Genomic DNA, 20223 nt, shown 5'->3' with positions numbered 1-20223 from the left:
ATATGGATGTTTACCGTGCGAATCCGCCTTCGGCATGGATGACCTGTCCGGTGATCCAGGCGGCGTCTGCACTGACGAGAAACGCAATCGTGCGTGCAACGTCCTCCGGTGTCCCGATCCGTCCGAGCGGAAACTGCGGTATCAGGTGCGTCCGGATGTCGTCCGTCATCCAGGTCGAATCGGTCGGTCCAGGATTAAGCGCATTGACGGTAATGCCGAGCGGTGCGACGGCTGTCGCAAAGGAAGTCGTGAAAGACGAGACAGCCCCTTTCGTTGCAGCATAGGCCAGTTCTTCGGGCATCGCGCCAAGATCCTGGCCGGACGTCAAATTGACGATTCGGCCGTCCTGCAAACCGGCTTCTGCGAAAGCCCGGGCAAACAAGGTCGATAATAAAAGCGTACTCCGTACATTGACGGCGTAATGGGCATCGAGTGCCGTCGCGTCAAGCGTCGCGAGATCCGTTTGTGTCGAATGTGCCGCATTGTTGATCAGGACGGACGGGGTGCCGAGAGTCGAGCACGTATGCGCAAGCACACGTTCTGCCGCATCCGGCGCCGACAAGTCGATTTCGAGCGCCTCGCTTCGGACACCGTTTACCGCCAGTTCTGCTTGAAACGTGTTGATCCATTTACGATCCGCTTTCCAGTATGTAAAACAAATCGTCATCCCTTCTGCCGCAAGCTTCCGGCAAATGGCTGTGCCGATATCGCGGGGGTTGCTTGCCCCGGTGATAAGGGCAATTCTGGGAGTATGCGACATAACAACGCCTCCAGTTCCATTAAGTATGTGCTTGTTCATCTTACCGCTCCCGAAGGAACAACGTCCAGAAAAAAGAGGGATTTTTTTACAAAAATCAATAGGAACAGTCGATACGGAAATGATAGGATGGAAAAAAGAAGGAGGGAGCCGTTGCGGAACGTAAATATGCCGCTCGATCTTCATGGAAGCGGATCGTAAAACGCGATTACCGGGAGCTTTATCTTGAGACAACATCGTTTACGGGTTATGTGACACGGCTCGATATGATTCGGGTGACAGACCCGTTGTCGGTTCGTTATTCCGGGCAGGAGATTCAGATTGCTGGCGACGGTTATTCCTGGCTCCAGCAGTTTCCGGCAGGGCAGAAGCACGTCATCACGACGATGTTCAATGCACACGGACAGATTGTTCAATCGTACATCGATATTTGTCTTCGGCATGGACGGGATACGACAGGGATTTTTTGGGACGATTTAATGCTCGATCTCGTATTATTGCCGTCCGGAGAATGTTTTGTGCTGGATGCGAAGGAACTCGAGTTGGCCCGGGAAACAGGGGGGATCAGTCAGGACCAGTACGCGGCAGCATGGAAGGAAACGAAGATATTGCAAGATCAAATCCGGACTAACAAGCTGTTGTTCCAGCCGCTTGCCCGTGTGCACCATGATTTACTGGATAATGTGTGATTAGAACAAGCATATCCCGTTGATTATAAAGAAAATCAACGGGATAGCGGGAATCTGAAATAATCGCAGTCAAAGGTATGCTGCTAAACGATTTTGTTATGGTTATTGTAGAGAACAAACAGAACGATACTGATGACGGCTAAGCCGACCACGATGAGCACCATCATGATGGTTCATCTCCTTTTTTCTACAGCAACACGATAAATTCCGTTAGTTATCTTTACCCGAAAATCAACAAAATGAGTAAGTTGTCTGAAGAAATCTGTTACTAAATCGAGACAACTGATAAGAAGTCGTCTCTTAACCGTCAAGGAGGAAATCATCATGAAACAGGCGTACATCTTTGATATGGACGGCACGTTATTTCAAACGAATCGGATTCTGGGTCATGCGTTAGAAGATGCATTCGACTTCTTACGCATGAATGGCCGCTGGAGCGGGGCAACACCGCTGGCTGAGTATCAGGCCATCATGGGAGTGTCATTGCCGGAAGTCTGGCAAACCTTACTGCCGGCGCATTCGGATGAAGAGAGGCTGTGCGTTGACCGAACGTTTCAAGACGCGTTGATCCGTCACATCGAACAAGGACACGGTGCCCTGTATCCGGGAGCGGAAGCGACACTTCACGACTTAAAAGAAGCAGGGCATCGGCTCTATGTCGCAAGCAACGGCTGGAAAGTGTATTTAACGGCCATCGTCCGGCAGTATGGACTGGACCGCTGGCTCGATGGCGTTTATAGCATCGAAGACGTCGCGTCGTCACAAAAAAGTGATCTCGTCGCCTACATCTTGTCTAGGCACCAGTTAACGGAAGCGGTTGTCGTCGGAGACCGAATTTCCGACTTTACCGCGGCCAAGGTTAACGGATTACCCGCCGTCGGTTGCCGGTTCGATTTTTCGAACGAAGCAGAACTGGAACAGGCAGATGCCGTCATTGAAGACTTACAGGAACTGATGCAACTGGATTTAAAGGCCATAACACCGTGACAGAACAGACGAAAACCGGCTCCTCTCCTACAGCGGAAGAGACAGCCGGTTTTGGTTTACCCGATTAGTTTTTTTCGGAACAGGGCGGTCCACAGGCCGGACAGTCCGAAGACGGGATCGGTTGGAGCGGCCTCCTGCATCAAGCGGATGTCACGCACAGCGAACGTGTCGAAAATCGACCGCAGTTTCTCTTCCGTAAAGCCGAGACCGCCGTTTAGACTCCGTTGCCGGTAGACATCCCAGTCGGTCATGTCGGATCCGCCGTCCTGTCCGCCTTCGACGAAGCAGGTCAAAGCAAAGCAGCCGCCCGGCCGGAGGGCATCCGAGACGATCCGGATGTAGTCGGGTCGCCGGTGCGGGGCGAGATCGATGGCATCGACCTGACTGCCGTGTTCCGCAAGATACAAGGCATTTCGTCCGGGACCGCTTCCCAGTTCGAGCACCCGGCTCACCGGAATCTCCAGTTGTTCGACGTAGCGAACCAGGTTCTCGTCCGGTTTGTCGACGAAAAAGGGGATCCGTTTCGTCCGGTCGGCTTGAACTACCTCCACCTACGCTTCACTTAGAGGTGGAGGATTCCTGAGTGATCCGACCTGACGGTCGAAACCTGATCAGGCTAGCCCCGTCGTCCCGACGGTTGAAGAAGCCAAGATTCGTTCAGCCTCTCGTTTAAGATTCAGTCCTGCGTTCACATCTCGGTCGTGGTGGATGCCGCAATTCGGACATGTCCATTCACGCAAGCCAAGATGCTTCACGTCTTTGTGTTGATGGCCGCAACTCGAGCACAGTTGACTGGAAGCAAAGGTCTTGCCGACCTTCACGACGGTCTTCCCGTACCAATCCGCCTTGTATTCCAGCATGCGGAAAAACTCCGACCAGCTGACGTCCGATATGGCCTTGCTCAACTTGGGGTTCTTCTGCATATTCTTCACCTGCAAGGTCTCGATGCCGATGATGTCGTGGGTTTTGACGATCTCGGTTGATACCTTGTGAAGAAAGTCAGTGCGCTTGTTGGCGATCTTCTCGTGGATACGGGCGACCTTCCGCTTCTGCTTCTGATAGTTCCTCGCCTCGGAGAGCGTAACTTTCTTGTTCAGAGCGATGCGCTGACGGCGGGAGAGCTTACGCTGTTCGCGCGCCAACTTCTTCTCGAGCGTTCGGAAGTAATGGTCATTCTTGTAGACCGTGCCGTCCGACAGGATGGCGAAGTTCTTGAGTCCGACGTCGACGCCGACGGATGAACCGGACTTCGGCAGTTCGTTGATCTCCTGCTCGACGAGCAGGGATACGAAGTATTTTCCTGAAGCGTTACGTCGGATCGTGGCGTTCAAGATACGGCCTGTGACCTTTTTCGAGTAGGCGAAACGCACCCATTTCAGCTTCGGAAGTTTGAGCTGGTTGCATCCAATCGAGACTTCAGGAAGTTGGTTTTTGCCTTGGATGTTGGTCTTGAACGACTGAACGGGATTGCGCTTGGACTTGAAACGAGGGCGTTCGTTCTGCTTCTTGAAGAAGCGGTCAAACGCATCGGCAAGGTGTTTGATGCTGATCTGAACAGATGTACTATCAACTTCCTTCAACCAGTCGAATTCCTGCTTCAACAAAGGAATTTCTTTGGAACAAGACCCGTAGGACAGTCCTTTTCCAGTAGTCTTGTACGTTTCCTCCCACTTCACCAAGAAGTGATTAAAAACGAAGCGCGAACACCCGATTGTCTTCGCGATCAGGACTTCCTGCTCTTTTGTGGGGTAGATTCTGAATTTGTATGCCTTGTGCTTCAACACCATTTTTCACCTCCTTCAAAGGAAATATACTCGAAAAGCAGGTTGGCGATTCATCTCCCACTTTCACTTCGTTTAGAAGTGGGAGTATTCTCGCCTAAATTTGATAAAAGCCGTCCCAAAAGGCGGTCGGTTCCCGGAGTAAAGCGTCAAGCATCTGCAACAGATCGTCGTGTGTCCGAATCGTTTCGTTCATCATCAGTCCTCATTTCTTCCCGGCAGGTTTCGCAGGCGGACCGCCGTCGTAAGTGTTTCTTTCAAGTGTTCCGCCCGTTTTTCAGTAAAGGTAGTCCAAAACGTCTCACCGATGGTTGCGAGTTCGTCCGGCGAATAGACACCGGGTTCAAAGCTTCCCCAACAACCGTCCGTCGTCAGTTGATCTCAAAAGACATAATCGGCGACCGGATAATGGGACAGCGGAACGTTTCCGCCCATCGGTTGCAGGTCAACGAGCTCCGGACAAAGCCACATCGCGGTCGCGACGGATAGGAGACCGCCGTGCCGCCGCAAGTCCCGCCGCGTCCAACGCTTCCTCAAATGCCCGGTAGCGGTGCGTCGTGATGACGACGAGCTCCGGATATTTAAAGTTAATCTGTTTGACGAAAGCCGACTCCCAGTAAGCGCCGCCGTGCCCGTTGCATAGGATGAATTGAGTAAACCCTTGCCGGTGCAGATTGACGATGATTTCTTCGAGCATCATTGAGATCACCGTCGGGCTGACGGTGACGGTCCCGATTTGATTGGCATGTTCTTCGGAGGTGTTAAACGGAAGCGTCGGTAAGACATAGGCGTTTAACCGTTCACCGAAAACAGCGGTCTAGTGCTCGGCAATCAATGTATCAAGATGCATCGGCAGATACGGTCCGAACTGTTCGGTTGCCCCGACCGAGAGAATCGCGGTGACAGTCTGACTGTCTTGAATAACCTTCGTACTGTTTTTATAACTGAGCATCAATTCATTTTCCTTCATTCAAATACTTGGCGTAACTCGATTTGTCCTTCACCGTGACCTTGCGGATCCGGCATACGTCTTGCCCAGGCCACTGCTTACGCGACCTCAATCAAAATGAATCCTGCCAAATGGTCCATCGGCGGCTCAAACGGTCCGGATGTGACGTCCGGCTCCTCGTCGGGGCGGCGAAACGAAAACCGGAGGGCTTCCCGTGTCGGATGAAGTCCTTTCGCCATGACCCGGACACCGGCTTCGACCAGTTCACGGTTAAAGGCGGCCATCGCTTCCTGGAGTGATGGATCCGGAAAAAGACCGGCTTCTGAACGGTCTGATGCTTTAACGAGCAATAGGAATAACATGGATCGACCTCCTTGCAAAATGTGAACGGTGGGGATGAAAAACTTCTATTGTATTTATTTCGACCAATCGGTTACACCTCCTGCATTTTAACTAAAAAATGGATGTTAAAATTCTTTTGGTGGAAGAAGAAAGGAAAAAACGTTGCCGCGTCAGATTCCTTCGATTAGCATAAAGTCAGAAGACTGAAAATCAGGTCTCACCAGGAAAGGAGCAGGGAAATGGTCTATTGTATCGGCATGTTTGTGCTCGGTGTCGTTGCTCTGACGGCGCGGGGACTGTATTTTGACATCTTCCGCTTAACGGAGTGGGGGAGTGTCTTCGTTTTTCTCCCGGCAGCGCTGTTGCTTTTTTGGGTGGAACGGTGGCAACAAAAACAAGATGCGGCATTCAACGGAAGCGGAACCGGTTACACGTCGCGTCTCAGTGACCGGCAATCGACGGGGATCAAACAAATCTACCGGGCAGATACGGTCGTCGGTTCCTACCGTCGGACGTTTAAACAGGTCTGGCACCGCTGGTTCGTCGCTTTTCCGAAAGTGGAGAATTTTTTTCTGAACCTCGTTTTTGATCTTTCGCAGCGTGAACTCCGATTCGAGGAAAAAACCGGTCAACGACTGTGGAGCAATCAGACCGAATGGACGATCGAAGAAGGCGGCGAAACCGTCGGCGACATTAAAACCGAAAATACGGTCCTGCACGCCGTCGAATTCACTGAAGTACTGAGGATGACGTACCGTGGCGAGACGTATCAGATCCGGTCGCCCCGGTTATCCCGACGGATTGAAGTGAGACGCGATAAGAAAACGATTGCGGCAAGTCACCGAAAACGGCATCTGCTGACGTTTGATGTCCTGGATCTTGAGACACAGGCCGTTTTACTCGCCGGTATGATTTTGTTTCGGCTGCATTTTCGCGAGTGAAGCCGGACATTTCACATGACTTGGTAAAGGTAGAGAAATCGGATATCCTAGACAGGTAAGCAAAATTAAAAGCAGAAAGCAGGCGATGTTTGATGAGTAATCCACTGAGCCAACTCGCATGGACCTTCGTCTCCGAGTGTGACATCCCGCAAGATGTAACAGGATTATTGATTCAAGGCGAACAAGCGTTGTCCACATATAAGACGATCCGGGACGTCGCGATTTTTACGACACACCGGCTGATCATTCGGGACGCGCAAGGATTGACGGGCAAAAAGGTCGAAGTCTATTCGATTCCTTATAAATCAATTAACATGTATTCAACGGAAAACGCCGGCGGCATGTTTGACATCAATTCGGAAGTCCAATTGTTTACACGGGCCGGAACGATCAAAATCAATCTCAATAAAAAGGTCGATGTCCGTAAAATTGACTTGCTGATTGCGAACGCGATTCTTTAAAAAGGGGGACTGGACGATGAAACGAGGAATTCCAAAAACGGCGGTGCTGGTTGTCTTGACGTTACTTGCAAGCCTCTGCCGAGCGAGACGAGTCCGTTAATTTTATTTCAATTCCCGTAATGATTGTATAAAATGATTTCATACGGACACGATCGATTCTACTCCTTCCAAACCGTCAGCTGTCGTAACAGGTAAAAAAAGAAAAATGTTCAAAAAAAAACGAATCCTTCAAGGACCCGTTCCGCAGCTGACGCTATAGTGTTGCGCCGTTTTTTTACTGTAACAGATCGTCGGGGTCATGCCGGTTTCACTGTCATAGTCGTACCACACGACATCATACATCCGACCGTAGTTCGGATCGACCATTCGTTTGTCGAGGATGACGGTGTAACTCTGATACGGATGACCCTGTTCATACAAATAATGGCGGATGGCGCCGCTCTCGGTATCGTTCGAAAATACGACCGGCGACAGCAGGGGTAAGACGATTAACAAGGTGAGTACGCATCCACCAATCCACAGCCCGACTTTTTGCCAACGCTTCATTTGAAAATCACTCCATTTCAATTAAAATATTGAAGTTGTATGTAAAACAACGACCGACAGTCACTGGATTGTCGGTCGTTTTGGTTTACCCCGTCTTTCGCATCGATTCGAACAATCGTCCTTTGTAGACGTCCGCGATTGTATTCAAAAAAGACTCGGAAAAACGTTTCGGGAAATACGCCTTCGCATAAAAATAGTGATAAGCGCGCTTTAAATCATCCCATTGCGTGCACGGATCGGTCTGACGGAATCGGGCGACGTCGATGATCCGTGTCCCGGTCGGCGTCAAGAGAATGTTTCGTAAATGAATGTCGGATGGATTCAAACCGACGGAACGTGCTTCAGCTAAAGCCCGATCGACCGTTTGGATGACATCGTCCGTGATGAGTGTCCCGCTGATCAAACACTCAAACAACGTTTGTCCTTCGATGTATTCGATGACGAGGTAGTCAGTCCCGTATTCATACTGTTTCGCATACGTCGCAAAGGGACTTAATTGTTCATAAATCGACCCTTCGATTGCTGCAAGATGTCGGTGCGAGGGGAAAAACTTTTTAATCACCCGGTCGGTTCCAGTGACTCGAAATACAAAGGCACTGCGACCTGTTCCAATCCATTCGAGTTGTTCCGGATAGGACGTCACCGTAAATCCCTCCGGCGTCTCGGCCAGATGGATGGCAAAAGCCAGTTCGGAATCTATCTTCACACATGCCACTTCCTTTCTCTTCTTTTATATTATACGACGTTTGACCGCGGATGGTTTCATAAAACGGCTCCTGTGTGAAAGTTTTGAACATTTTGTGATATGCTGAAAACGTACGGATACTACTTAGCTCAAGGGGGCATTTTAATGACGACTTTACAACAATGGCGTGACCATTTTGAGGCGCTTCGGGCATACGATGAAGCTGTTGCTTTACTCTATTGGGACATGCGGACATACATGCCGGAACAATCCGCCGACAACCGTTCGAAATCAATCGGCTTCTTATCGACGGAAAGTTTCCGCCGCCGGACGGGAACAGCATATCAAACGTTGCTTGAAGCGATGGGGCAAGAAGCGTTGACGGGTGTGGAAGCCGTCTCCTATGCCAAAGCAAAACAAGCGTACGACCGGGACTCGAAGATTCCGGAAGCGGAATACCAGACATTCATCACGTTAATTTCGGAAGCGGAAAGTGTCTGGGAGAAGGCGAAGGACGCGGATGATTGGGACTTGTTTGCACCTTACCTGGAAAAGATTGTCGCGATGGAACGGAAGTTCGTCGAGTACTGGGGATATGACAACCATCCATACGATGCGTTGCTACATGATTACGAGCCGGGGATGACGGTCGCAGAACTCGATCCGTTGTTTGCAGAACTCCGTCAAGCGATCATCACACTCCTGCAACAACTCGACGGAAAAACATTCCCGACACTCGACTGGTCAGCCGACCGCGAGACACAGATTCGATTGAATCACGAGTGGCTGCAGGACATCGGTTATGACTTCACGGCGGGACGACTGGATGAGACTGTTCATCCGTTCCAGACGACGATCAATCGTAAAGATGCCCGCGTCACGACGAAGTACGATGAAGCGGATTACCGCAATTCGGTTTTCGGAACGATGCATGAAGCCGGACACGCAACATATGAACAAGGAATTGATCCGAATCTCGATACGCTCGGACTCGGGGACGGGGCTTCGATGGGGATCCATGAATCGCAGTCGTTGTTCTTTGAGAATTTCATCGGCCGGAATCAAGGATTCCTGTCGGCCCGCTATGCCGGTCTGCAACGAGCGATTCCTTCATTGACGGACGTCCCGTTCGAGACGTTTTATGCCGCGGTCAACGAAGTCAAACCGTCACTAATCCGGATCGAAGCGGACGAATTGACGTATGCTTTGCATATCATCATCCGCTACGAACTCGAAAAACGTCTGATTACGGGCGAACTCGAAGTCAAAGACTTACCGGCGGAATGGAACCGACTGTACAAGGAATACCTCGGAGTCGATGTCCCGTCCAATGCAAAAGGTGTTCTGCAGGATGTCCACTGGTCCGGCGGATCGTTCGGTTACTTCCCGAGTTATGCGCTCGGCCTCGTCTACAGCGCTCAACTGAACGAAGCATTGCGCGATGACGTCAATGATGTCGATCAACTGATCGCCGACGGAACACTGGCACCCATCAAGGAATGGTTGAACATCAACATTCACCGGCACGGAAAAGTGAAGAAACCGGCGGAGCTGATTCAGGCGGCAACCGGACAATCGATTTCCGTCCAGCCGTTGATCAACTACTTGACGGCAAAATATACACGGGTCGTTGAAGCATTATGATGCGCTGGTTCGCCCATCGCGGAGCGAGTGACCGGTTTCCGGAAAATACGCTCGAAGCGATAGAAGCGGCAATCCCGTACGTCGACGGTATTGAATTCGATGTTCACTTTTCACGTGACGGAGTCGGAGTCATCATTCATGATGAGACGGTGAACCGGACGACGAACGGAACAGGGCGGGTCGTCGATTTGACGCTCGCTGAACTGAAGCAGCTCAACGCCGGAGCCCGGTTCAAAGGAGACGGCGGACCGGTTCAAACGACGATTCCGACGCTTGATGAAGTACTGACCCTGCTTGCACCGACACAGCTTTTGCTCAACATCGAGCTGAAGACGGATACGATCCGGTATCCCGGAATCGAAGCATACACACTCGAACGGTGTCGCGCCCACGGCATTTCGAACGACCGCCTGATTTTGAGTTCGTTTAATCATTACTCGGTCGCGACCGTCCGGGAACTTGATCCGACGATCGAGACAGCGATTCTCTATCCGTATCCGTTGTACCATCCGGAGCAGCAAGCCATCCTGCTCGGGGCAAAGGCGATTCATCCGGATTACCGCCGGGTGACGCGAGAAGATGTCATCCTTGCCCATCAGGCCGGGATTGAGGTCCGGGTTTATACGCCGAAATCGGCTGACGATGTCAGACGGATGATCGAGATCGGGATTGACGCCGTCATCGTCAACGATCCACAAGCATTTCAGAAAAGTCTATCCATCCCATAAGGAGGTAGCGTCATGCGGAAGGAGCATCTGTTCATCATTTTAGCGTCATTGGTCGCACTCGTCATCGGTCTGCAGATTGGTTTTGCCAGTCTGCCGGCACCAAAACCGAAACAGGTCGAGGAATCAGTGACGCGACCGGATGATTTTCAGGCAGGACTCCGCGACGCAAAAACCGAATTAAAGATGGTACAACGGTTTGCCCGTACCAGCACGCTCGAGCACAATCGTTCGAGCCAAACCTGGATTTATTCCAGTCCGACACCGACCCGTATTGCCGTCGATTGGTATTTCGTCGCGAGTTATCCCGAAAAAAATGTTCAGATGACCCGAAATGACGTATCCCGGATTTTAACGTATGACCGGTACCTCGTCGTCATCCGCCCGATTTACGGGGTGATCGAAGACAGTGAACTGGAACAATTTGCGCTTCGCTTTTCAAGCTATTTCATGACAGTACAACAACAAAAGGAGGATGACGATGTCAGGTAAAATCATTCTGTTGATTGGTGGATCGGGCAGCGGGAAATCTTCCTTGATCAAACGCTTACGCCAGGAATATGAACGGGTCCGCTTTATTCCGTCCGTGACGACACGACCGAAACGTCCGACGGAACATGACGGAGAAAGTTATCATTTCGTTGACGTCAAGACGTTCCAACAATTGATCCAGGAGAACGGATTCATTGAGTATGCCCATGTACACCGGGCATGGTACGGTACACCACGAAAGGCGTATGAAGAAATTTTGGCGACGGATGGAATCGTCATCAAGGATATTGATCCGAAAGGGGCAACAGCGTTCAAGACGTTGTATGCCGACCACGTCATCACGATTTTCGTCTCCGTTCCGCCGGATTTGATGAAGGAGCGGTTGCTGATGCGGGGGGATACCCCGGAATTTGAAGCACGGCTCGTCGATTATGCTGATGCCTGGAAAGAACGGGATCATTATGATTACATGATTGAAAACATCGATTTTGAACAAGCCTATGCCGATCTGTTAGGAATCATTTCCGCTTATATTCCCGGACAACCGTCCGAATCATAACAGCAGGGAAGATTCCCTGCTGTTTTTTGATGCCTGCCTGGAAGAAAGGAGAACCTGCGATGGATGTACTCGTTCAGCTATTGCAACAGCAACCGGAACTCCGGCATCTGACCGGCTGGACCCGTCTGCCAACGCGCTACTCCGCTTCACCGAAATATACAGCCCGTGACGAAAGCGGACTATCAATTCTCCATACGGCTCCGCTCACATCATTTCGACGGAAAGAACGGGAGTTTGAGATTTTACGGCAACTGAAACAAGACGGACTGCCGGTCCCGGAACCACTCGACCTGAATCAGCTTCCGGAAGGATCTGTCTGTTACAGCCGTTACCGTTTCCTGTCCGGTTCGACGATCCAGGATTGTGTACCGCTTGGTCGAGCCGGCGAGTATCGACTCGGTCAAGAGACAGGACGGTTGTTGAACCAAATCCATCGTTATGAAGGACCGCTGGCAACGAAGTGGGCGGTCCGATGTCGGGCGAAACACAACCGGTACGTCGCGCTGTATCAACAGGAAGCGTTACCGTTGACCGGCGATCAAGCAATTTTGTCCTTCATCGAACAAAACATCGGATGGATTGCAGATCGGCCGAATCGTTTGCAACACGACGATGTTCATCTGGCCAATCTGATTACGGACGGGGAGCATCTCGTGGGAATCATTGATTTTTCGAATCACGATAGTGGCGATCCGTGGCATGATTTCGTCAAAATGGGATTGTTTCAGGTCGAAAACAGCATTCCGTTTGCCGTCGGTCAAGTCAACGGTTATTTTGAGGGAGATGTTCCGAAACAGTTTTGGAATGTATACAGCGTCTATCTGGCGATGGCCTGTTTTTCATCCATCGTCTGGACGAGCCGTCATGCACCGGAAGAGATGGAGCAGATGCGTGGGCGGCTGGAACATGTCTTATCCGACCATCAGCGATTTGAGCGTGTGATTCCGGAGTGGTATGAAACGTTCAGCCGGCCTTGACCGGTGTCCTCGTATGGTACCGGTCTTTCTAAAAAAATCCGTCTCCTGCACCGAGTTGTTCGGTCCAAGAGACGGATTTTTTTACCGTACAGTTTATTCGCTGTCCCATGTCTCGTCGACACGGGATGCGTAAAAACGCAGGGCATTGGCATATGCGAGGATTTCGGGATTCTCCGTCGTATCAACAAGCGTTTCGATCAACCGTTCGATCGCTTCCGATGACCGGTCGAGATTATGTAACGTCAATGCGAAAAAGGTCTGTAAGGCGGCATGATTCGGGAAGTTAATGAGTCCTTCCGATAGGGTCTGATACGCCTCGTCGTATCGTCCGAGGGCGCGGTATGTACTACCGAGCCCGACATACGCTTCCTGCAAATCGGGTGCAGCCAGACCCAGTTCGATAGCGGTGACATAATAAGGAACAGCCGCTGCTTCTTCCCCTAGATTGTCGTGACACCACGCCATCTGGTAATGGACCACCGGATCGTCCGGTTTTTGGTGCAGATAAGAAGCGACCAAGGCTTTCGCTGCGTGATACTGTTTCACTTGACGGAGACGTGAGACGGCAGAAAAGTCGAAATGAACCTCAGAAGATATGCGGTCTGATTGATGATAGACGAAGGTCAGGGGATGACGCGGCTGTTCATCCGGTAATACGCTGTAGCGAAACTGCAGACCGAGCCGAGAAGCGACAGCGAGCGCCGGTTCGTTGTCCGGATGGATTGAAGTTTCAATCTGTTGGAAATCAAGTCTCGTGAAGACAAACGCCAGCACGGCAGGAAGGGCTTCTGTGGCATAGCCCTGTCGTAAAAACAGCGGATTGATCTGGCAGTGGACGTGTGCCGTCCGGATGTCCGGACGATGAAGGGCTGAGACGATAATCGTTCCGAGCAGTGTTTCGTCGTCTGCACGAAACAACTCAAATCTATATTCGTCTCGCCTGGATGGATTAACGGCGCCTTGAATCCGTAACCGTGTGGTCTCAAGCGTCATGGAAGCTGTCATCTGAAATCACTCCTCGAATGTGGAATCGATACAAAAACCCTTCAACCAATGGGGCTGAAGGGAACGAGATTAATTTTGTTGTTCGAGTTTCGTCAAGAGTGTCCGGAACGTATCCAGTTCAGCATCCGAAAAGTCAGCGAAGACGTCAGACAGGTATTCCATCTTCATCGCTTCGAGCTTCCCGTATAATTCGATGCCTTCTTCTGTTGCCCGGAGTTCAACGACACGACGATCCAGTTCGCTCCGCTCGCGTGAAATCAAACCTTTTTTCGTCAACTCATCGGCCAGTGCCGTAATCATACTCGCTGAAAACTGAAATTCGTTGGATAAAGCCGATGCGATTTGAGGACTGCTTGTGCAAAGCGACTTCAGGATAAAAAATTCGTTTCGCGTCAAGTAAGTCGTGAACATACTCCGGACATCTTTTTTGATGGCGCGGTAGTTCATGCGTAAGCCTTTTTCTGTATCGACGATCAACTGATCGCGGTTTGCCACTTCTAATGTAGTTGCCATAGTTTCACTCTTTCTGTTCCGTAGTTTCTTCTTCCGAGATTTAGTATAGTGAAAAATTTTAGTTTAATCAATATTTTTCTCTTGAATCATCTGTTTAGTTAAAGGTTGGACCTGTTTGATGATGTCCTCGACATTTCGGAGTTCCGGGTAGAACCGGCGGAAGAAATAGTCAATCCGGTGCGGATCGTTCCCGGCAATCGTTACGGCCATACAGATATAGGCGATGCCGATCCCTTGGCGGGGCAGGAACGGGTTCGGCATGACCTGGGCACATTTCAAGGCGAGCGGACTATGGACGGAGACGGCTTCGATCAATTCACCGTAATTGCGGATATCGACGTAATGGAACATCCGGATTAATTCATTGATCAACTGTTGATCGGAATCAAGCATCATCTGGGACGTGACCAGTTGTTTGTCGAGATCGTTGATGACGGCGGAGTGATCAATGAAATAGTTTAAGTTGTCCGACGTGATCCGAACCTTATGAGGATCCGATAAAATTTGTTGGACCGTCTCGTCTTCAAATTGTTTCAACTGTTTTTTGATGTTGACGAATTCCTGATCGGCGATTTCAAGGAGTCCGGCGACACGGCTGAAACTGCGGCGGACTTCAGCTGGTACGCTGTTCGGATTTTTGTATCCTAAATCGTGTTCGATTTCGGCCCAGGCGTGCTGCAGAATCGAACGAATCTGGATTTCAGCGGTATGTTCCTTAAAACGACCGTATTCGCTGAGGGCGAGCCGCTGTTCATTCAACGCAGCGACGAAGTGAACTGACAGATAACCGAACTCGGTCGTGTCGAGCAAAGTGGATTTGTCGACGGATTGATCCCGGTCAATTGAAAATTCATTTTCGATGATCCGGGCAGCTTCCCGGACATCATCGTGAAAATACGTCACGATCCGAATCCCCGTCAAATCGTGGACATCGCGAAGCGATTGGTATTTATTCGGTTGCCGTAACACTTTTTGGTACAGACTGTCGGACTCTTTCGTCCGGGCGACGATCGAATGGTATTTGATGCCGGCTGCATCGAGCAATTCCGATAATAAAACTTTTAATTTATCGGCAAAGGCATCATAGTCTTCCTTGTCATTGACATATTCGAGCATCATCGTGTTTAAGTCCTGCGATTGCACGGAATTCACCTTCCTCATCAATTCTTCTTGTTTTATTGTAGCATTCGTTTTCGACGGACGCACGGCAGGACCCTGTTTCAAGGAGACCGCTTCGTGGGAAAGAAAGAGTAGAACATCTGGGAGGGGTGCTAGAATGGAAATTTTGGACGCGCGGGCGTTACCAGCTGATCATTCTGATATCTTACATGTCACACCATCATCGGTTTATTTCCGACGCCGACTCAACAGCAGTCAATTTCATATCAGCCGGTTTGATTTAGAGGATCAAGAACAGAGTGATCTGACGCCTGATGTATTGCAAGACCACGGACCGACACGACCATTCGTCAAAAAGGGGAAAGTCTATTGTCTGAATGAACAGGACCGGGAAGACGGCGGAGAAACACAACTCCTTTCCATCGACCTGCATTCCGGAAAAAGCGAGCACCTCGCCACGTGGCGTCTAGGAGGCGATTTGACCCTCTACTGGGTGTTGAATGAACGGTATATGGTGTTGTTGCATGTCGACGGAACGACGACAGCCTTTTTATATGATGTCGAGACGACCCGCGAGCATCCGATTAAGGATGAACGATTGTACGGCATCACGGAAAACTACCGCGAACTGTACTTTTTCCTCGTCACGTTGGCGGATATCGATCATATCGTCTGCAATGCCCGGCTCGATGAATTTTCCTTTTACGATGCCCTGGAAAGTGGCGTCATCTCACCCGAAGATCCGATTGATCATTCGGAAAGTTTACTGATTGCCCCGCTATCGACGATTGTTGCTGAAATCGAACAAGGTGTAGAACATCTGTCATTTCGGACCTTGTTACGGTTGGACGGGGAAGGGGATACCGTTCAATATCTGGGGGAGCAGGACGGACACCTCGTCTTTAGTGCCTATACGGAACGTCTGAATGAAGAAGTTTTTTATGAAATCAAGGAACCATCGGCAATCACGGAACGGGAACGAATCCGATGGAGTGATTTCGAACCGCTGGACTTCACGTATGACGATGTCGAGTCGACGATTTTCATCGTGAATGACCGATCGAATAATCATCATGAAGTGATGAATCTGCGGACGGGTGCCCGTTATCTGGACCGAGATCCGTTTGAGCGGGTGTTACGTGACCGGTTCTACCTGCATGAATCGATCGGCACGGACGCGGAGCCGATGGTGACGGTATACGACGGTGAACAGGCGGTTCGTCACCGGTTCGAGGATGCCTACTATATGATTGTATCCGGGGAATTGGTCATTCTGTCCGTCAACCAATTAAAATAAATAATCGAACAAATCGTCGAATCACACTGTGAAGAAGGCAGTGTGATTTTTAAACTGAAGGATAATTTATTTCATGTACCATAATTATCATATAAAAAGATTCAAAGAAAAGAGTAAAGTCTACATTGCCCCTTTAAAAAAAACAACAAAAAACTCCTCCGGTTCAGCGAAATACGCTAATCCAGAGGAGGAGTGGTATGCTTATTCTGAATCAGTCGTCCGTGTGAAGATGTCGACTTGAATGTTTCCGGCTGTTGCACGTGAGTACGGACAAACGCTGTGTGCGAGTTTACCAAGCTCAGCAGCTTGTTCTTCTGAAACACCACGGACAAGAACGTCCAGTTCAACTGAAAGTGTAAATCCGTCTGCTGCTTCATTCAACGTGACGTGTGCAGTGACTTCACTTCCGTCATGTTTGATTCCTTGCTTACGGGCAACCAGATTTAAAGCGGAATCAAAACAAGCAGAGTATCCGGCAGCAAATAATTGTTCTGGGTTTGTCGCTTGTTTCTTCGATCCCGGTACAGGCATAGCGAGAGCGACGTCTAAAATACCGTCTTCCGATACGACGCGGCCGTCACGGCCTCCGACAGCTGTAGCAGATGATGTGAACATTGGTTTCATAATGATAACTTCCTTTCGGGTTGGCTGATTAATTTAAGTAGCTTACAATTAGATTGTATACAATCTATATGAGAACGCAACTATTTTGCTTGAAGGAGGATATATATGTCGAATCCCTTATTGCTGGAGGAACAACTCTGTTTTCCGTTTTATGCGATTTCCCGTGAAATCACGAAGCGATACCGTCCCTTGCTCGAGCCGCTTGGATTAACCTATCCCCAATATCTTGTCATGCTCGTTTTGTGGGAGGAGGACCAACAATCATTAAAAGCGGTCGGCGAACGGTTGCATCTTGATTCAGGGACGTTAACACCCTTATTAAAAAAATTAGAAGCTTCGGGCTTAGTGGAACGTGTCAAAAATCCGACTGACGAACGGCATATTCAAATCACGTTGACAGCAGACGGACAGACCCTCCGAAACGAGGCCGAACAAATTCCGCTGGCCTTAAAGGAGTTACTCGGTGTATCGGAAGAAGATTTGGAACTGGTCAAACAGACCTTAAACCGGTTGACTCTAAAAATGAACGGGACTGATTGACAGTCCCGTTCATTTTAACTATTTATTTGCGGCGGAATCCTTCTTCTTCCAGATAATTCGCTGCTTCTTTATACGAATTGAACGCACCGTCAAGCAAGTCGCCCGCGTATACCAGCCACGTATCGAGGTCTTCATTTAACAATGTCAATTCGAACTGGTTATCGTTGACCCATGTTTCTTCCAGTGTTTCCACGGTCTCGACCGTCTCAAGTGCTTTGATTGCATCTTGTAATAAGAGAATTAAAGCAGGCTCGGAGAATTCACGGATGTTGACGAAACCTTTCCGATCCGTTTCATATCCCGGTAATCCTGCAGCGTAGACAAAACCGTTGCCGTTCGGGTGAAGATGATAGACGACGATTTTTTTCTCGAACTGACTTTCCGGGAAATGAAAATTGACACGGTTAAGCGAGACTTCTTTCCGGACAAGTTGTGGGAAAGTCTCGATGATGTTTAATTTTTCTTCAAATGTTAGCATGGTTCCTCCTTGAAATACATTTCTACTCTCTTATATATGCGATGATTCGCAGCGAAATGTCAACGTCTGTTTATGACAATGAAACTTGAGCAAGTCTCTTCCCGTATGGAAAAAGGAAAGGCAGGCGATTGGATGCAACCAAATCAACCGACCGAGGACTGGCAACGTTTGCCACGTGCCTCGGTGACCGCCGAACGTCAATACGTCGGCATTAAGTATACCATTTATTTGCTACTGATCGGAACGGCAACCGTGGTTCAGGTCAAGTGGCTGGATTTATCCCCCTGGTGGATGTGGATTCTCGTCGGGGTGTGGATCGTATTCTTTTTACTCCAGTTTGTGTACATCCCGAAGATCCGGCAAAAGTATTTTAAATACCGGGTGGATGATGAATTTTTAGTCGTTGAGTTCGGTATCTTTATTTTACGCCATGTCGTGACTCCTTTAGTCAAAGTACAAATCATCGATACGTCGTCCGGTCCGTTGCTTCGCCGATTGAACTTGATGAACATGAACGTTCATACGGCGTCCGGTCAAATCGAATTGCCGGGACTCGATGTCACACAAGCGGTCATCTTGCGACAACGGATTGAACGATTCGCGAAACTCGAGGAACAGGAGGAGGAATCGTTATGACACGACGGGTTCATCCTTTGTTCATCTTAATGACGACGTTGACGCAGCTCCGGTCACTCGTCATCCCGATTGCCGTCATTTTGTTCAATGATTTAAAGAATGACGGATTCGGAAAGTATACGATGATCGGCGCCGTGGTCATCAGTTTCCTCTTACTCGTGTTCGGCATCATTTCGTGGTACTTTTATACGTTTACGATTGATGAACAGTCGATTCGGATCAACAAAGGAATCTTTCGAAAAAGTGAACGGACGACGCAACGCCAACGAATTGAATCGATCGGAATCAATCAGAATCTGCTGGAACGGATTCTTGGTTTAGCGACACTGACCGTTGAGACTTCGTCCGACAGCGGCAAACCGGAAGTCGAATTAAAAGGGGTCCGGCTCGAGTTTGCGAAACAATTGAAGTCGACGATTGCAACAACGGTGTCGCAACCAACTGAACATACTGCTCCGGCCACCACCTATACCGTCGGTGTGATGGATTTAATCACGGCAGGCGCGTTATCAGGCCGACTGGGTCTCGCGCTCGTCGGGTTCGGAGCCGTCTATCAGTTCGCCAACCGGTTCATTGAGAAATACATCAGCCGGGCGTTTGATGAGCTGTTGCATTTATCACTGGTCTTGTTACTGATCCTCGGCGGCCTGCTGTTGCTCTTGATCTATCTTGGATCAATTTTAGTATTCGTCCTCCGCTACGGATCGTTTCGGGCAACACTCGAGAAACAGCGGATGACGATCGGCTACGGTCTCCTGAACCGGACGGAAGTTGTGTTTCATCAGGATAAGGTGCAGGCACTCGTCATCGAGGAAAGCTGGATCAAACGGCGGTTGAAGCGGGCCCATCTCTCGCTGCACATCATCTCGGCAAGCGGCGAAGAAGAGAAGTTGCTGTTACATCCGTTCATCCGGACCGGAGAAATCGATGCTTTTTTAAAGGAATTTTTACCGCGTTTTCAATTGCAGCATCCACACAAGCGGGCCGTTGATCGGGGATTTTTTTACGTTGTCCGTTGGCCGCTGTTCGGTTACAGCCTGGGACTAGTTCTGCTGAACGGAGCGATGCTGTATGGATTACCGGAACCTTTTCGTTACTTCGGTTTACCGTTCATTCTGCTGTTACCGGTGTACTATGCGGTTGCCCGGTCCGGCTATCAAAATACCCGCTATGGACATCACGACGATTTGTTTATTTTACGAAAAGAACTCGTCAACCGGGAAACGATTTATGCGCCCCGCCTGAAAATCGAAGCCTTCTCCGGCCACGTGTCCCGTTTTCTCGAACAGAAAGATATTTTGAAGTTTCAACTCACATTACGCGGATCAAGCGTGTTTCATGCCGGTTACTTTACACAGGCGGAGTTTGAAGAGGTTTTAGCGTGGTACCAACAGACTTTTCTTAAACCGCCAACTCCACCGGCAGGGACACCATTGTCCGGTGACGAATAGATTCGTAGTAGAAACAGATGGAAAA

Annotated in this window: 24 protein-coding genes and 1 pseudogene; 13 read left to right on the top strand and 12 right to left on the bottom strand. The window is 49.7% G+C overall.

From position 1 onward, the window contains the following. Positions 1 to 10 precede the first annotated feature (10 nt). Entirely contained in the window at positions 11 to 760 is a 750-nt protein-coding gene (locus tag AC3IRK_RS08785) for an SDR family oxidoreductase (protein ID WP_489169875.1), read from the bottom strand. A gap of 248 nt (positions 761 to 1008) precedes the next feature. Between AC3IRK_RS08785 and AC3IRK_RS08780 the strand changes: the two genes are divergently transcribed. Both AC3IRK_RS08780 and AC3IRK_RS08775 read left to right on the top strand, forming a co-directional pair. Next, positions 1009 to 1446, top strand: a complete 438-nt coding sequence (locus AC3IRK_RS08780) for a DUF402 domain-containing protein (RefSeq protein WP_489169874.1) — start codon at positions 1009 to 1011, stop codon at positions 1444 to 1446. A gap of 324 nt (positions 1447 to 1770) precedes the next feature. Continuing rightward, positions 1771 to 2433 carry an HAD hydrolase-like protein gene (locus tag AC3IRK_RS08775; protein ID WP_489169873.1) on the top strand — a complete coding sequence of 221 codons (663 nt, stop codon included), beginning with the start codon at positions 1771 to 1773 and terminating at the stop codon, positions 2431 to 2433. 56 nt (positions 2434 to 2489) lie between these two features. Here AC3IRK_RS08775 and AC3IRK_RS08770 read toward each other — a convergent pair whose 3' ends face one another. From AC3IRK_RS08770 to AC3IRK_RS08755, 4 genes and pseudogenes are all read right to left on the bottom strand, one after another. Further along, entirely contained in the window at positions 2490 to 2984 is a 495-nt protein-coding gene (locus AC3IRK_RS08770) for a class I SAM-dependent methyltransferase (RefSeq protein WP_489169872.1), read from the bottom strand. Between the two features lie 60 nt (positions 2985 to 3044). Continuing rightward, complete coding sequence (tnpB, locus tag AC3IRK_RS08765; protein WP_489170729.1) at positions 3045 to 4217, bottom strand: IS200/IS605 family element RNA-guided endonuclease TnpB; 1173 nt, start codon at positions 4215 to 4217, stop codon at positions 3045 to 3047. A 442-nt stretch (positions 4218 to 4659) separates the two neighbouring features. Further along, positions 4660 to 5166 (bottom strand): annotated as a pseudogene (locus tag AC3IRK_RS08760) (creatininase family protein). 95 nt (positions 5167 to 5261) lie between these two features. After that, positions 5262 to 5525, bottom strand: coding sequence for a YciI family protein (locus AC3IRK_RS08755; RefSeq protein ID WP_489169871.1), 264 nt, complete (start codon positions 5523 to 5525; stop codon positions 5262 to 5264). Between the two features lie 219 nt (positions 5526 to 5744). Between AC3IRK_RS08755 and AC3IRK_RS08750 the strand changes: the two genes are divergently transcribed. Then, complete coding sequence (locus AC3IRK_RS08750) at positions 5745 to 6446, top strand: tubby C-terminal domain-like protein (RefSeq protein ID WP_489169870.1); 702 nt, start codon at positions 5745 to 5747, stop codon at positions 6444 to 6446. A gap of 92 nt (positions 6447 to 6538) precedes the next feature. Continuing rightward, entirely contained in the window at positions 6539 to 6907 is a 369-nt protein-coding gene (locus AC3IRK_RS08745; protein WP_489169869.1) for a PH domain-containing protein, read from the top strand. A gap of 228 nt (positions 6908 to 7135) precedes the next feature. On the opposite strand, the gene AC3IRK_RS08740 is transcribed toward AC3IRK_RS08745, so the two are convergent. Then, positions 7136 to 7453, bottom strand: coding sequence for a hypothetical protein (locus AC3IRK_RS08740; RefSeq protein WP_489169868.1), 318 nt, complete (start codon positions 7451 to 7453; stop codon positions 7136 to 7138). Positions 7454 to 7538: 85 nt separating this feature from the next. Continuing rightward, entirely contained in the window at positions 7539 to 8159 is a 621-nt protein-coding gene (locus AC3IRK_RS08735; RefSeq protein WP_188004424.1) for a serine/threonine protein kinase, read from the bottom strand. Between the two features lie 144 nt (positions 8160 to 8303). Here AC3IRK_RS08735 and AC3IRK_RS08730 point away from each other — a divergent pair, with 144 nt between their 5' ends. The 5 genes from AC3IRK_RS08730 to AC3IRK_RS08710 are packed head-to-tail and all read left to right on the top strand — an operon-like array spanning position 8304 to position 12535. Then, on the top strand, positions 8304 to 9782 hold the full coding sequence (locus AC3IRK_RS08730; RefSeq protein ID WP_489169867.1) for a carboxypeptidase M32: 1479 nt from the start codon (positions 8304 to 8306) through the stop codon (positions 9780 to 9782). Beyond that, positions 9779 to 10510, top strand: coding sequence for a glycerophosphodiester phosphodiesterase (locus tag AC3IRK_RS08725; protein ID WP_131503704.1), 732 nt, complete (start codon positions 9779 to 9781; stop codon positions 10508 to 10510). Before AC3IRK_RS08730 ends, AC3IRK_RS08725 begins: the two co-directional genes overlap by 4 nt. Before the next feature lie 12 nt (positions 10511 to 10522). Next, complete coding sequence (locus AC3IRK_RS08720; RefSeq protein ID WP_131503705.1) at positions 10523 to 10999, top strand: hypothetical protein; 477 nt, start codon at positions 10523 to 10525, stop codon at positions 10997 to 10999. Further along, the gene (locus AC3IRK_RS08715) at positions 10989 to 11558 is read left to right on the top strand and encodes a guanylate kinase (RefSeq protein ID WP_131503706.1); all 570 of its coding nucleotides are present in this window, start codon (positions 10989 to 10991) and stop codon (positions 11556 to 11558) included. The genes AC3IRK_RS08720 and AC3IRK_RS08715 overlap by 11 nt, the downstream gene beginning before the upstream one ends. Positions 11559 to 11617: 59 nt before the next feature. Next, positions 11618 to 12535, top strand: a complete 918-nt coding sequence (locus AC3IRK_RS08710) for a phosphotransferase family protein (protein WP_489169866.1) — start codon at positions 11618 to 11620, stop codon at positions 12533 to 12535. A gap of 93 nt (positions 12536 to 12628) precedes the next feature. On the opposite strand, the gene AC3IRK_RS08705 is transcribed toward AC3IRK_RS08710, so the two are convergent. The 3 genes from AC3IRK_RS08705 to AC3IRK_RS08695 form a co-directional block, all read right to left on the bottom strand. Next, on the bottom strand, positions 12629 to 13540 hold the full coding sequence (locus AC3IRK_RS08705) for a tetratricopeptide repeat protein (protein ID WP_489169865.1): 912 nt from the start codon (positions 13538 to 13540) through the stop codon (positions 12629 to 12631). A gap of 69 nt (positions 13541 to 13609) precedes the next feature. Next, on the bottom strand, positions 13610 to 14053 hold the full coding sequence (locus tag AC3IRK_RS08700; protein WP_026828229.1) for a MarR family winged helix-turn-helix transcriptional regulator: 444 nt from the start codon (positions 14051 to 14053) through the stop codon (positions 13610 to 13612). Between the two features lie 63 nt (positions 14054 to 14116). Continuing rightward, complete coding sequence (locus AC3IRK_RS08695; protein WP_255508309.1) at positions 14117 to 15196, bottom strand: GTP pyrophosphokinase; 1080 nt, start codon at positions 15194 to 15196, stop codon at positions 14117 to 14119. Positions 15197 to 15329: 133 nt separating this feature from the next. Here AC3IRK_RS08695 and AC3IRK_RS08690 point away from each other — a divergent pair, with 133 nt between their 5' ends. Beyond that, complete coding sequence (locus tag AC3IRK_RS08690; protein WP_131503709.1) at positions 15330 to 16469, top strand: Six-bladed beta-propeller, TolB-like protein; 1140 nt, start codon at positions 15330 to 15332, stop codon at positions 16467 to 16469. A 201-nt stretch (positions 16470 to 16670) separates the two neighbouring features. Here AC3IRK_RS08690 and AC3IRK_RS08685 read toward each other — a convergent pair whose 3' ends face one another. Further along, on the bottom strand, positions 16671 to 17093 hold the full coding sequence (locus AC3IRK_RS08685) for an organic hydroperoxide resistance protein (protein WP_131503710.1): 423 nt from the start codon (positions 17091 to 17093) through the stop codon (positions 16671 to 16673). Positions 17094 to 17198: 105 nt separating this feature from the next. Between AC3IRK_RS08685 and AC3IRK_RS08680 the strand changes: the two genes are divergently transcribed. Then, positions 17199 to 17633: a MarR family winged helix-turn-helix transcriptional regulator gene (locus tag AC3IRK_RS08680; protein WP_214854445.1), complete on the top strand. Its 435-nt coding sequence runs from the start codon at positions 17199 to 17201 to the stop codon at positions 17631 to 17633. A gap of 22 nt (positions 17634 to 17655) precedes the next feature. Here the strand turns inward: AC3IRK_RS08680 and AC3IRK_RS08675 are convergent, their stop codons facing one another. Next, the gene (locus AC3IRK_RS08675; protein ID WP_114595703.1) at positions 17656 to 18111 is read right to left on the bottom strand and encodes a hypothetical protein; all 456 of its coding nucleotides are present in this window, start codon (positions 18109 to 18111) and stop codon (positions 17656 to 17658) included. Positions 18112 to 18243: 132 nt separating this feature from the next. On the opposite strand from AC3IRK_RS08675, the gene AC3IRK_RS08670 reads away from it, so the two are divergent. Together AC3IRK_RS08670 and AC3IRK_RS08665 are read left to right on the top strand one after the other, a co-directional pair. Then, positions 18244 to 18747 carry a PH domain-containing protein gene (locus AC3IRK_RS08670; RefSeq protein ID WP_255508308.1) on the top strand — a complete coding sequence of 168 codons (504 nt, stop codon included), beginning with the start codon at positions 18244 to 18246 and terminating at the stop codon, positions 18745 to 18747. After that, positions 18744 to 20198 (top strand): PH domain-containing protein, encoded by a 1455-nt coding sequence (locus AC3IRK_RS08665; RefSeq protein ID WP_131972624.1) that lies wholly within the window; start codon positions 18744 to 18746, stop codon positions 20196 to 20198. The genes AC3IRK_RS08670 and AC3IRK_RS08665 overlap by 4 nt, the downstream gene beginning before the upstream one ends. Positions 20199 to 20223: the final 25 nt, after the last annotated feature.

It is taken from the genome of Exiguobacterium sp. GL_137, from assembly GCF_057834585.1.
The sequence above is the reverse complement of the archived record's forward strand: the minus strand, read 5'-3'. Positions and strand labels throughout refer to the sequence as shown.

Excerpts from the sequence above, each read along its gene's own strand:
- AC3IRK_RS08785 (WP_489169875.1), bottom strand. The coding sequence starts at position 760 with ATGTCGCATACTCCCAGAATTGCCCTTATCACCGGGGCAAGCAACCCC.
- AC3IRK_RS08775 (WP_489169873.1), top strand. The coding sequence starts at position 1,771 with ATGAAACAGGCGTACATCTTTGATATGGACGGCACGTTATTTCAAACG.
- AC3IRK_RS08755 (WP_489169871.1), bottom strand. The coding sequence starts at position 5,525 with ATGTTATTCCTATTGCTCGTTAAAGCATCAGACCGTTCAGAAGCCGGT.
- AC3IRK_RS08750 (WP_489169870.1), top strand. The coding sequence starts at position 5,745 with ATGGTCTATTGTATCGGCATGTTTGTGCTCGGTGTCGTTGCTCTGACG.
- AC3IRK_RS08745 (WP_489169869.1), top strand. The coding sequence starts at position 6,539 with ATGAGTAATCCACTGAGCCAACTCGCATGGACCTTCGTCTCCGAGTGT.
- AC3IRK_RS08740 (WP_489169868.1), bottom strand. The coding sequence starts at position 7,453 with ATGAAGCGTTGGCAAAAAGTCGGGCTGTGGATTGGTGGATGCGTACTC.
- AC3IRK_RS08730 (WP_489169867.1), top strand. The coding sequence starts at position 8,304 with ATGACGACTTTACAACAATGGCGTGACCATTTTGAGGCGCTTCGGGCA.
- AC3IRK_RS08725 (WP_131503704.1), top strand. The coding sequence starts at position 9,779 with ATGATGCGCTGGTTCGCCCATCGCGGAGCGAGTGACCGGTTTCCGGAA.
- AC3IRK_RS08720 (WP_131503705.1), top strand. The coding sequence starts at position 10,523 with ATGCGGAAGGAGCATCTGTTCATCATTTTAGCGTCATTGGTCGCACTC.
- AC3IRK_RS08715 (WP_131503706.1), top strand. The coding sequence starts at position 10,989 with ATGTCAGGTAAAATCATTCTGTTGATTGGTGGATCGGGCAGCGGGAAA.
- AC3IRK_RS08710 (WP_489169866.1), top strand. The coding sequence starts at position 11,618 with ATGGATGTACTCGTTCAGCTATTGCAACAGCAACCGGAACTCCGGCAT.
- AC3IRK_RS08705 (WP_489169865.1), bottom strand. The coding sequence starts at position 13,540 with ATGACAGCTTCCATGACGCTTGAGACCACACGGTTACGGATTCAAGGC.
- AC3IRK_RS08700 (WP_026828229.1), bottom strand. The coding sequence starts at position 14,053 with ATGGCAACTACATTAGAAGTGGCAAACCGCGATCAGTTGATCGTCGAT.
- AC3IRK_RS08690 (WP_131503709.1), top strand. The coding sequence starts at position 15,330 with ATGGAAATTTTGGACGCGCGGGCGTTACCAGCTGATCATTCTGATATC.
- AC3IRK_RS08685 (WP_131503710.1), bottom strand. The coding sequence starts at position 17,093 with ATGAAACCAATGTTCACATCATCTGCTACAGCTGTCGGAGGCCGTGAC.
- AC3IRK_RS08680 (WP_214854445.1), top strand. The coding sequence starts at position 17,199 with ATGTCGAATCCCTTATTGCTGGAGGAACAACTCTGTTTTCCGTTTTAT.
- AC3IRK_RS08675 (WP_114595703.1), bottom strand. The coding sequence starts at position 18,111 with ATGCTAACATTTGAAGAAAAATTAAACATCATCGAGACTTTCCCACAA.
- AC3IRK_RS08670 (WP_255508308.1), top strand. The coding sequence starts at position 18,244 with ATGCAACCAAATCAACCGACCGAGGACTGGCAACGTTTGCCACGTGCC.
- AC3IRK_RS08665 (WP_131972624.1), top strand. The coding sequence starts at position 18,744 with ATGACACGACGGGTTCATCCTTTGTTCATCTTAATGACGACGTTGACG.